Annotated in this window: 10 protein-coding genes; 4 read left to right on the top strand and 6 right to left on the bottom strand. The window is 70.6% G+C overall.

The window, feature by feature from the left end; translation table 11 throughout:
- Nucleotides 1-14 precede the first annotated feature (14 nt).
- The 6 genes from WJM96_RS21775 to flgE form a co-directional block, all read right to left on the bottom strand.
- Complete coding sequence (locus tag WJM96_RS21775) at nt 15-1,076, bottom strand: AbrB family transcriptional regulator (protein WP_424814667.1); 1,062 nt, start codon at nt 1,074-1,076, stop codon at nt 15-17.
- Between the two features lie 81 nt (nt 1,077-1,157).
- Nucleotides 1,158-1,916, bottom strand: coding sequence for a DUF1217 domain-containing protein (locus tag WJM96_RS21770; RefSeq protein ID WP_424814666.1), 759 nt, complete (start codon nt 1,914-1,916; stop codon nt 1,158-1,160).
- A complete protein-coding gene (locus tag WJM96_RS21765; protein WP_424814665.1) occupies nt 1,909-2,352 on the bottom strand; it encodes a flagellar biosynthesis repressor FlbT in 444 nt (147 codons plus the stop codon). The genes WJM96_RS21770 and WJM96_RS21765 overlap by 8 nt, the downstream gene beginning before the upstream one ends.
- A 143-nt stretch (nt 2,353-2,495) precedes the next feature.
- Entirely contained in the window at nt 2,496-3,572 is a 1,077-nt protein-coding gene (locus WJM96_RS21760; RefSeq protein WP_424814664.1) for a flagellin, read from the bottom strand.
- Between the two features lie 10 nt (nt 3,573-3,582).
- The gene (locus tag WJM96_RS21755; protein WP_424814663.1) at nt 3,583-5,118 is read right to left on the bottom strand and encodes a flagellar hook-associated protein FlgK; all 1,536 of its coding nucleotides are present in this window, start codon (nt 5,116-5,118) and stop codon (nt 3,583-3,585) included.
- A 14-nt stretch (nt 5,119-5,132) separates the two neighbouring features.
- Nucleotides 5,133-6,410 (bottom strand): flagellar hook protein FlgE, encoded by a 1,278-nt coding sequence (gene flgE, locus WJM96_RS21750; protein ID WP_424814662.1) that lies wholly within the window; start codon nt 6,408-6,410, stop codon nt 5,133-5,135.
- Nucleotides 6,411-6,620: 210 nt separating this feature from the next.
- Here flgE and WJM96_RS21745 point away from each other — a divergent pair, with 210 nt between their 5' ends.
- The 4 genes from WJM96_RS21745 (at nt 6,621) to fliG (ending at nt 11,374) form a co-directional block, all read left to right on the top strand.
- Nucleotides 6,621-7,949, top strand: a complete 1,329-nt coding sequence (locus WJM96_RS21745) for a flagellar hook-length control protein FliK (protein ID WP_424814661.1) — start codon at nt 6,621-6,623, stop codon at nt 7,947-7,949.
- Between the two features lie 18 nt (nt 7,950-7,967).
- Nucleotides 7,968-8,633 (top strand): flagellar hook assembly protein FlgD, encoded by a 666-nt coding sequence (locus tag WJM96_RS21740; protein WP_424814660.1) that lies wholly within the window; start codon nt 7,968-7,970, stop codon nt 8,631-8,633.
- 66 nt (nt 8,634-8,699) lie between these two features.
- On the top strand, nt 8,700-10,373 hold the full coding sequence (fliF, locus tag WJM96_RS21735) for a flagellar basal-body MS-ring/collar protein FliF (RefSeq protein ID WP_424814659.1): 1,674 nt from the start codon (nt 8,700-8,702) through the stop codon (nt 10,371-10,373).
- Entirely contained in the window at nt 10,370-11,374 is a 1,005-nt protein-coding gene (gene fliG / locus WJM96_RS21730; RefSeq protein WP_424814658.1) for a flagellar motor switch protein FliG, read from the top strand. Before fliF ends, fliG begins: the two co-directional genes overlap by 4 nt.

The raw sequence follows: 11,374 nt of genomic DNA, 5'->3' as shown, positions 1-11,374 counted from the left end.
TCCGGCTGCCGAGGCTACGCGGCGGGGCGGGGCGTGAACAGCCGCAGACGCACCAGCAGCCGGAAGATGGGCCCGAGCAGGAAGCTGCACATCAGCGTGCGCGCCAGGTGGAAGCCCAGCACCAGCGGCACCGCAGCGCCCAGCGCCTTCGCCGTCACGCCCATCTCCGGCATGCCGCCCGGCGCCATGCCCAGCATGACGGCCGCCGGCGGCAGGCCCGTCGCCCAGGCCAGCGTGACCGCCATCGCCGTGCAGATGGCGCAGAGCGCCAGCGAGGACAGCACCGCCGCATGCATGAGCCGGCGCGAGCTGAGCAGGAAGTCGCGCGTCATGCGTTGGCCGAGCGAGGCGCCCATGCCCACCTGGGCCGCGTTCACCATCCAGGGCGGCACGCCCGAGGGCAGCATGCCGAAGGCCGCCGCCGTGATGGCCAGCAGGCAGGGCCCGATCATCCAGGGATTGGCCAGGCCCGCCCGCCGCAGCACGACCGCGGCGATGAAGCCCGCGGCGATCATGCCCACGAGGCCGAGCGGCTCGATCGGCACGCGCGGCGCCAGGAAGGCGCTGCTGTCGCCATGCGGCGCGAAGGCCGAGAGCAGCGGCGGCATCACCAGCACCACCACCAGCACGCGCATGGTCTGCGCCAGCGTGACCGGTGCGATGGGCGCATTGGCCCGTTGCGCCAACACCGCCATCACCACCACGCCGCCCGGGATGGTGGAGAAATAACCCGTGCTGGCATCCGTCTCCGCCAGCCGCGTGAAGATGGGCACCGTGGCCACGCCGGCCATGATGGAGAGCATTCCCGCCAGCAGGATCGCGGGCAAGGCATCGAGCAGCGCGGCCAGCACGGGGCCGGAGAAGGTCTGCCCGAAGGCCAGGCCGATGGCGATGAGCGAGGCGGGCCGTGCCATCTTGGGAACCATCACCGGGCGCGACCACGCGACCGCCGCGGTGCCCGCCATGGCGCCGATCATCCAGGCCAGGGGAATGTGCAACAGGGAGAAGACGAAGCCGCCCAGGCTGGCCGCGCCCATGGTCACGAGCGGCAGGAGGAGGGAGGACGGGAGCTTCACGAGAAGGCAGGATCACCGCAGATTCCGCGGCCGTCAAACCGCCCGCGAAGATGGCTCGCAGGTCATTATACGGAAGGCTCGTCAGACGCTGTAGGAGGCGGTCCATCCATAGGCGGCGAGCAGCGAGCTGCTGTCGCTGGTCGAGGACGCTTCCTCCGTCGCGACATTCAGGAGGTAGCGCTCGGCAAGCTTCTGGACTTCCCTCGGATTCTCCAGCTTGTCGAGCTTGAGGCGCTTGGTGACGGCCCGTGCCTGGGTTTCCACGGATTGCACCGCCATCTGGTCCGGCAGGCCCAGCGCGCCCGTGACGACCCGCCGCAGAACCGGATCGCCCAGCACGGTGTAGATGTTCCCGTCCACCTTCTCCGCGCGATCCCTGAAGGAGACGGCGTCGCCGAGCCCGGTCTGCTCCTGCTCCAACTGGTCCCGCCATCTGGCACGGTTCAGGCCATCGGCCAGCACGCTCTGCACCTTGGGGTCGCGCAGGGCCTCGAGCCCGCGCTCATGCAGGTTCAGTGCCTGCGCCGCCGCTTTCCAGCGCGTGTCAGGAAGGCGGTTGACGAGGCTTTTCTTGTCGTTCGGGTCGGACAACAGCGCGCGCATCGCGAGGCCGGGAGCGTCCGCGCCATCGGGAATGCCCATGGCCGTGGCGACGACCTGAAGGATGCGCGGGTCGCGAAGGGCGGATTTGATGTCCTTGGCCTGCGCGACAGCCTTGGTAAACTGGTCCAGTGCGCGCTTCTGCAACGGTTCCTTCGCGATCTTCGCGAGGGCTTTCTCCTCCTCGCCCGCGCCGATGACGCGGCGAAAGGCGGTGACGGCGTTGCCGATGCTACCCATGGCCATCCTGCGCAGGCAGGTCGCGGCGCGGGGGCGCCAGCGGCGGGATGCCCAGCACCTCTTCCTCATGCCGCATCACCCTTCGGGCGATCTTCAGCGCGGAATAGCAATCATCCATCTCGGCGGCGTGCATGGCGCGGGCCAGCATCTCCCGCACCGCCAGCGAGGTGGTGGCGTCCATGAACTCCCGAATCCGTTGGCGCGCCGCCTCCAGGCCGGGCGCGCGCTCGTCGTCGGAGCCGATATAGGCGGTCTGGAGCGCGAAATAGATCCGGCGCGCCGGGGTATTCGCGCCATCGGGGGGCATGATCTGCTTGCCGAACAGGAAGCGCGCCTTGGCGGCCAGTTCGATGCGCGTGCGGTTGCGAAAGCGGATCGGCGCCCCGTTCACCACCATCAGATCGCCCTGGCGCAACTCCAACACGAGCGTGGACATGTTTTCCCCTTGGGCTTCCGATTGCGGCCGCGGCCGGCACGCCCTCTTGGCGCGTCCCGGGACCTCTCCGGCGAAGGGGAAAGCCCCTCGCCCGGCCATCCTGTCGGGCGGGGGGTTAACGCGGTTTGAAGAGAGGAATGGAATCACTTGAGGTAGTTCACGAGGTTGAGCCCATTCAGCGAGCCGATGACGCTGTAGCTCGCCTCCAGCGTGGCCTTGGTGTTCTGCAGCCGGCTGAGCGTCTCCGCCGGATCCACCTCCTGGATATTGGCGATCTGGCCTGCCAGCACCGTCAGCAGGTTCTTGTGGCGGGTCTGGAAAGCCTCCATCCGCGCCTCCACCTGGCCCAGCGCGCCCGCTTCCTCCCCCAGCGCGTTCTCCGCCGAGAGAAGGCCGTCCCGGATGTTCTTCACGAGGGCGTCGAACTGCACCCCATCGGCCATCTGCGAGGGATCGAGCGCGGCCAGGCTCATCAGCCCCCGCATCAGGTCTCGCGCCCAGCCCCCGGTGGTGTCCCCCGTGCTGATGGCCGTGGCGTTGCGATTGGCCATGATGCCGTAGCCGATAGTCGCGCCGTCGTCCGACGGCACCGCGCGCCGGGCCTCCTGGCTCGCGGCGGGCAGGCTCTCATCCGCGTTCAGGAAGGCCGAGAAGGGGCTGATGCCGGCCGCCGTGCTCTGCGCGATACCTAGTGTCGCCGCCGAGACCGCCGCCGCGCCGCTGCCGCCGAGCGTCGCCACGGCCGCCGCGATGTCCTGCGCCATCTGCCCGCCCCCGATTCCGTCCGGGTCCGGGATCGGCGGATGGGTGAGGTCGCTCCCGCCGAAGAGGAACTCGCCCGTGTACTGCGTGTTGAGCAGATGCGCGACCTCGGTCAGCGCCGCCCGCGCCTGGGATTGGACGGTGGCGAGGGAGTTGGTGTCGCTGCTCGTGATGCGCTGGGTGACGGTCGTGCGGAACTCGCGCGCGATCTCCGTCATCCGGGTCAGCGCCTCCTGCATCACGCCGGTCCGGCCCAGCGCCTGCGTCATGGAGGCGTTGTACACCTCCCGCCGCTGCACCTCGCCGCGCATGGAAACCAGGCGCGAGACGGCGGCTCCGAGATCGCCCAGCCGCTCGGCGCGCAGGCCGCTCGCCTGCTGGCGGGTCAAGAGGTCCAGCCGCTGGCGCAGCACCGCCGTCTCGCTCGCGAGCCGGCCCAGCAATCCCACTCCGCTCATGGCTCAGCCCTCAACTTGCGATGCCCTGGAGCGCAGCCCACATCTCCTGCGTCGCGTTCATGACGCGCGCATTGGCCGCATAGGCGTTCTGGAGCTGGATCAGGGCCGCCATCTCCGCATCCGGGTCCACGCCGGATTCCGCCTGCAACCGGGCGTCCAGCCCATCCCGCAGAGCGGATGCGCGCTCCTTCGCCGTTGTCGCGGCGGCACGGTCGGCCGACTGCGTCGCCGTGAGCGTCGAGGCGTAGCTGCCGACGCTGCGCCCCGGAATGAAGGGCGAGGAGAGGCTGCCATCCGGGCCCAGCCCCGAGGATGGAATGGGGGCCCAGTAGCTGCCGTCCCGCGCCGAATCGCCCAGGCTGTATTTGACGAGACGCTCGATCAGCGTCGTGAAGCCGCTTGGCCCATTGGCGGGATTGGGCGTGAAAGCGGTGGGCCCGCCCGGCGTGTCGGCGACCGCGTGCGTTCCGTCGCGCAGCAGCGCTGGATTGGCGGCGACGGCGCTGGCCAGCCTGATGACATTGGCAAAGCCGATCTGCCCGCTTCCCGCCGCGGCATATCCCAGCGAGGTATCCGGCACGGCGCCGCTCGCATCGGTGAAGAGCGCAAGGCCCTGCGCGCTGAAACGCGAGGCGAGCTGCGATGCCGCCACGTCCAGCTCCGCCTGGTAGCGCGGCAGGGTGGCATCGCGCAGCGTGAGGTATTCGCCGAGCCGCCCTCCCGTGAGCTGGCTCGTGACGTCCACCCCGCCCAGCGTCACGCCGGGGATGCTGCCGCCCGCGCCGTAGTAGGCATCGGGACCCATGGAGGCGAGGCTGGTGGACAGCGCGTCACCGGATGCCAGCATCGGCAGGGCCAGCCCGCCCTTGGTGATGAGGATCAGTCCGCCATCGGCCTGGTGCAACGCCTGCACCGGCAGGCTCTCGGAGAGCTTGGTCAGCGCCAGGTCGCGCTGGTCCGCCAGGTCGCCGACGGGCAGGCCGCGCACCATGTCGGCCTTGATGGAGTTGGTGAGCTGCGTGATCTCGCGCAGCGCGGCGTTGATGGTCTCCACCTCGGAGAGGACGCCGTCCTGGGCCTGCTGCCGCGCATCGCCGATGGCCTCGGCGATTTCGTTGAAGCGCGTCGCGACATCATAGGCGGCTTCGGCCGCGTTGCGCTGCAGGCCGGTATCCCCCGGCGTCGCCTGGAGCGAGATGAGGCTCGATTGCAGGGCCGCGATGGTGTCGCCCAGGCTGTTTCCGGAATCGGTGGAACCATGCACCGCCTCGATGCTCGTCAGCAGGCGCTCCCGCACCATGGCGGCCGCGACGTCCGCTGCCCGCTGGTCGCGTTCGGCGACCAGGGCACCATCGACGCTGCGCCGCGCCTCGCCGAGCTTGATGCCGAGGGGCTGGCCTTCCACCGTGACCGAGGTCGCGGTCGCGACCTTGCGGGTATAGCCCGGCGTGTCGGCGTTGGTGATGTTCTGCGCCACCTGCGCCAGCGCGCGCTGCGTGCCGAGCAGCCCGCTCTTGGCGATGCTGAAGGCCAGGTTGAGGCTCATCTACCTTCCCCCGCTCATCGCTTCATGTTGATCGTGTCCTGCAGCATCTCGTCCGCCGTGGTTACGACCCGGGTGTTCGCCGTATAGGCGCGCTGCGCCACGATCAGCTTGGTGAATTCCGAGCCGATATCGACGTTCGACGCCTCGGTCGCCCCCACGACCAGCTTGCCGACGCCGTTGGTCGAGGCGTCGGAGATCCGCGCCTCGCCGCTCTCGATCGTCCGCATGAAGGCCTGGCCGTCCAGGCGCTGCAGCTTGTCGGGATCGCTGAAGGAGACGATGGGCACGCGCGCGATGACGCGCGACTGGCCATTGTCGTAGTTCACCGCAATATCGCCGTTCTCGCGGATGGCGAGGCCGGAGTAGGCGCCGGGCGGCACGCCGTTCTGCTCCAGGTTGCGGAGCGAGAAGTCCGTCCCCGCATGCTGGGTGATCCCCCGCGCCTGGCCAAAGGCGCCCATGTTCAGCGAGATGGGCTGGTTGCCCAGGCCGAAATCCATGTCGAAGTTGAAGGTGACGGGCGAGTTCGGGGTGCCCGCCGTGCCGTTCAGGCTCTGGATCGTGCCATCGGTGCCGAAGACGATGGGGATGTCCACGGCGCCGCCCGCCGGGCTGGGCGAGATGCTCATCTGCCAGCTGCGCGGCGTGCCGGCCGGCGTCTGGGAGAAGGTCAGCGTCAGCGGATGCAGCGTGCCGAGCTGGTCGTAGACCTGCACCTGCGTGCTGAAGCTCTTCGCGTCGGCGGGCACGGCCGGCGGGTCGAGGGCGGGGAGGTTGGCCGCGATGTCGATGGAGCTGGTCGCGATGGGATTGAAGACCGACTGGCTGACGCGGATGGGCCCGACCGTCGTGCGGTCCACCACGCCGGACGTGTCCACTGGCCAGCCCTGCAGGTAGTAGTTGGAGCCGTTGACGAGGTAGCCCTCGCTGTCCATGCGGAAATCGCCCGCCCGCGTGTAGAACTGCCGCTCGTCGAAGGCGACGCTCCCATCCTGCGCGCTGCGCGCCATGGCCACGCTGAAGAAGCCCTGCCCGCCGATCGCGAGCGCCAGCGCGTTCTCGCTCTGCTCGATCGTGCCCTGAATGGTGTTGGTGTAGTCCGGCCGTGCCATGACGGAGCCCGGCGCGTGCAACGTCGCGTTCGACTGCGTGACGAGATCGACGAAGTTCGTGTCCACCCGCTTGAAGCCCACGGTCTGGCTGTTCGCCAGGTTGTCCGAGATGTGGCCGAGAGAGCGCGACTGGGCGTTGAGCCCGGAAATCGCGGTGGTCATCGCACCGAAAAGAGACATCCAAAACCTCCGCGCATTCGGCGCCATGGACGGCGCATGCCACGTCCTGGCAGGCGGCGTGCCAGCCAGGCGGTTGCGGAACCGGGCAGGATTTGCCCGGCGTGCGACGCAAACTGCCGCCCGCCGGCTCGCCCTGCCGGGCCGAAGGAAGGAATGGGCTGGCCCGGCGCTTGCCACGGCGATGCGGGACTTCTCCCGAGGAGACACCGCTTGGATCTCGCCCTCGCGCTCGCACCCGTGGCCCCGATAGGGCAGGGCGGCGCCGCGCCCGGCACGCCCGCCGCGCCCGCGGCCATGGAGGGCGCTTTCGCCGATGCCCTGGCGCGCAGCCTCGAAACGGGCGGCGAGGGGCCGGCCGGGGAAGCGATGCCTGGCCCAGAGGCATCGCCCGCAGCGGTGCCCGTTCCGTCCCTGGCCTCCACGTCGCTGCCGGGGATTGTCGCGCTGCCGGATGCAGCGACATCCGCCATCCCTCCGAACGCAGCGACCGCGCCTGCGAGCCTCGTCGCCGATCCGGCGGCGGCCCCGGAGGCCGGCCTTCCCGCCCCGCTTCCGGCAGGCCCTTCGCCCGCCCCCTCCGGTCCCGTCCAGCCGGAGGACGCAACAGAACCCGCGCCGCCACCGCCAGAGCCCGACGAGGGGACGAATGGCGCGCCGGAGCCCGCTCCTGCCCCGACCACGCCACCACGCCGCACCGCCGAGCCGCTAGCCTCCGGCGCGCGGCCTCATCCGGCCGACGATGAACCGACCGGTCCCGTGGACCAGCTGCCGACCATCCTGCCCATGCCCGCCGCACCGGCCAGCCCTCCCGCCCAGCCGCCGCCACCCGCAACCACCCCCCCGGCCGCCCAGGCGACCAGCGAACCGGCGCCCGCTGGCGTGACACGGCCGCAATCCCGCCCCGCCCCGGTCACCGCCGACCCCGGCGCCCCGCGGGACATCGCGGCCGAAGCGGATGCGGCTCCCCCAAAGCCGCACGCCGAGGCCGTGGAGCGGACCTTGCCTGCGCATGGACGCGCCGCTGAGCCCGCGCGGCCCGACGCCTCCCCGCTCCCGCCGGCCTGGCAGCCCAGCGCGTCCCCGCCCGCCGAGGCGCCGCCGCCCCCCGCGCCGGCCATGGCCCCGCCGCCGCCTCTACCGCCGCGCCAGGTCGCTTCCGTGGCCATCGCCCTCGCCTTTCAGCCGGGGGATGTCAGCGGCTTCACCCTCGCGTTGGAGCCCCCGGAATTGGGCCGGGTGGAGATCGAGGTGCGGCGCGAGGGTGATGTCCATACCGTCCGCATCGCAGCCGAGCGGCCGGAAACCCTCGCGCTTCTGCAGCGCGACCATCTGGAGATGGACCGCAGCCTCGCCGATGCGGGGCTGAAGCTGACGCCGGGCGGCATCGACTTCTCGCTAGGCACGCAAGGCGAGCCGGGCGCGCGCGACGAACCACGCCAGGGTGGCTCCTCCCCCATGCGGCAGGATCGCGCGGAGCGCGCCTCCCCCCTCCCCGAACCGCCGCGCCTCTCCCGCAGCCTCCTCGACCTCCACATCTGACGCGAAAGGAATCCATCCATGAGCGGCTCCGTCGGCAGCGCCACCAGCACGGCCAGCACCACCTCCAGCGCGGGGTCCAGCGCCTCCAAGCTCACCGGCGACTTCAACACCTTCCTCACGCTGCTCACGACGCAGCTGCAGAATCAGGATCCCACCAATGCCATGGATCCCAACGAGATGACGCAGCAGCTCGTGCAGTTCTCGTCGGTCGAGCAGCAGATTCGCACCAACTCGCAGCTCGAGAGCCTGATCCGGCTGCAGCAGGGCAACCAACTCGTCTCCGCCGCCCCGCTGATGGGCCGCACGGTCGAGGTCCAGAGCAGCCAGCTCGCGCTGCAGAACGGCGTCGCAACGCTGCGCCTGCCGGCGGCAGGGGACGCGAACGCGGCGCAGATCGTCATCACCGACGGCGCCGGGCGGCTGGTCCGCAGCGGCACCGTCGCGCTCGGTGCGGAAAGGAGCGACTTCCAGTGGGACGGCACCAGCAGCTCGGGCACCCGAGTCGCGGACGGCGCCTACAACGTCACCGTGACGGGCATCGCGGCCGATGGCACGACCGCCAGCCTGCCCTTCACCGTGCTGGGCACGGCGACCGGCGTGGACCGGACGGACAGCGCGGTGCGCCTGAGCCTCGGCAAGCTTTCGGTCGATTTCGACCGTTTGCGGAGCGTCGGCGGCAGCTGATTCACTTTTCATAAGGGTTGATGCGGCAAGTTCTGCCGGGAGCGCAGGATGCGCTTCGGGAGAGTCATGGACGTTCCGTCGCCCAGCACGGTGCCCATAGGGGTCGTGCAGAACCTGATCGGCCAGCTGCGCGCCCTGGGGCGTGTGCGGCTGGCGGCGCTGGCCGGCGTCGGCCTGGGCGTGCTCGGCCTGATCCTCTTCCTCGTGCTGCGCGCGGGCACGCCGCCCATGGGCGTGCTCTATGCCGAGCTCGAGACGCGTGACGCCGCCAATGTCGTCGCCGCGCTGGAACGGCAGCGCACCACCTATCGCATCGCCCAGGGCGGGTCGCAGATCCTCGCCCCCATCGACGACGTGCCGCGCCTGCGCCTCGCCCTGGCGCGCGACGGGCTGCCCGCCGGCGGCAGCATCGGCAACGAGCTCTTCGACCGCGGCGAGGGCCTGACCACCACCCCCTTCCAGCAGGAGATGAACCGCCTGCGCGCCTTGGAGGGCGAACTCGCGCGCAGCATCCGCACGCTGGCCGGGGTGCGGGGCGCGCGCGTCCACCTCGTCCTGCCCCGCCGCGAGGCCTTCTCGCGCGAGCGGGCCGAGGCGCAGGCGAGCGTGCTGCTCACCATGCAGGGCTCCATGCGGCTGGACCGCGAGGGCGTGCAATCCGTGCTGCACCTCGTCGTCGCCGCGGTGCCTGGATTGCGGCCGCAGAACGTCTCCATCGTGGACAGCCGCGGTGAGCTCCTGGCGCGCGGCGGCCAGGCGCTCTCCGGCGTGGGCGGCGCCCAGTCGCAGGATGATCTGCGTCGCGCCCAGGAAGCCCGGCTGGCCCGCGGCGTGGAAGAGATGCTGGAGCGCGTGCTGGGCGCCGGCCGCGTGCGGACCGAAGTCGCGATCGAGATGGATTTCGACCGCGTGGAGACGCGGGAGGAGCGCTTCGACCCGGACAATCAGGTTCCCCGCAGCGTCCAGTCCACCACCGAGACCAATCGCTCGCAGGATCCGGGGACGGTCAGCGTCGGCAACAACGTGCCGGGCTCCGAGGCGCAGGGGGGCGGCAACGGCACGCAGGAATCCCGGCAAGAGGAGACGACCAACTACGAGATCGGCCGCTCCACGCGCAACGTGCTGCGCGAACAGCCGGTCGTCCGGCGCCTCACCGTCGCCGTGCTGGTGGATGGCGTGACGGAGATGCGCGACGGCACCCCCACCACGCGCGAACGCACGGCCGAGGAACTCGCCCGCATCGCCGCCCTGGTCCGCAACGCGGTCGGCTTCAGCGAGCCGCGCGGCGACCGCGTGGAGGTCGTCTCCATGCGCTTCGCCGAGGCCGAGGCCGCGGCGACCGGCACGGGGATGCTCGGTCTCGACATCCCGCAGGCGCTGGTCGCGCGCCTGGCCGAGACCGCGATCATCGGCGTTCTGATCCTGCTGACGCTATGGCTCGTCGCCCGGCCGGTGGCGCGCAAGTTGGCGCTTTCTCTGGCCCCGGCGCCGGCCCTCGCCGGCCCCGGCGGCGCCGCGCTCGCGGGCGCAGTGGGCGCGCCAGGCGCCGGGGTGCTGGAGGGCGGCGGGACCACCGGCCTGATCGCCAGCGAAGGGCCGGATGGCATGGTCCACATGGCGCGCGTGGACGGCGCCATGCGCGCCTCCTCCATCGCGCGCGTGATGGCACTCGCCGAGGAAAACCCTGACCAGGCCCTGATGGTGATCCGCCGCTGGCTGACGCCGGAGGAGGACGAATGAGCGACGCCCGCGCGCTTCGCGGCCCGCAGAAGGCCGCCGTCCTCATGCTCGCCCTCGGCGAGGAGAACAGCGCCCGCCTGTTCGCGCGCATGCATGAGGACGAGATCCGCGATCTCTCCGCCGCGATGGCGCAGCTGGGCACCATCTCGGCCTCGGTGGTCGAGGCGGTGTGCGAGGAATTCTCCACCCATCTGGGCAAGGCCGGTCATCTCATCGGCTCCTTCGAGAGCACGGAGCGCCTGCTGCTCAAGACTCTCCCGCGCGAACGCGTCGCCCAGATCATGGAGGAGATCCGTGGCCCGGCCGGGCGGACCATGTGGGAGAAGCTCGGCAATGTGAACGAGACGGTCCTCGCGAACTACCTCAAGAACGAATACCCGCAGACGGTCGCCGTGGTGCTGACCAAGGTGAAGCCGGATCATGCCGCGCGCGTGCTCTCCATCCTGCCCGACGGCTTCGCGATGGAGGTCGTCATGCGGATGCTCCGCATGGAGAACGTGCAGAAGGAGGCGCTGGAAGGCGTCGAGCGCACGCTGAAGGCCGAGTTCATGTCCAACCTCGCGCGCTCCACCCGCCGCGACGCGCATGAGATGATGGCCGAGATCTTCAACGGCCTCGACCGCCAGGCGGAATCGCGCATCCTCGCCGCGCTGGAGGAACGCAACCTGGAGGCGGCGGAGCGCATCCGCAGCCTCATGTTCACCTTCGAGGATCTTCGCCGCCTCGACCCCGCCGGGCTGCAGGTTCTGCTGCGCAGCGTCGAGAAGGAGCGCCTGACGCTCGGCCTCAAGGGCGCGGCCGAGGATATGCGCGAGCTCTTCTACCGCAACATGACGGAGCGCGCGGGCAAGCTGCTGCGTGAGGACATCGCGGCTCTCGGACCCGTGCGGCTCAAGGATGTGGACGAGGCGCAGGCCGCCATCGTCGCCACCGCGAAGGACCTCGCGGCCCAGGGACAGATACAGCTTTCGGAGGGCAAGGATGACATGCTCGTGGAATAG

The organism is Roseococcus sp. YIM B11640 (assembly GCF_049727625.1).
GTDB lineage: Bacteria > Pseudomonadota > Alphaproteobacteria > Acetobacterales > Acetobacteraceae > Roseococcus.
Note: the sequence above shows the minus strand (reverse complement) of the source record. Positions and strands in the feature narration are given on the sequence as shown.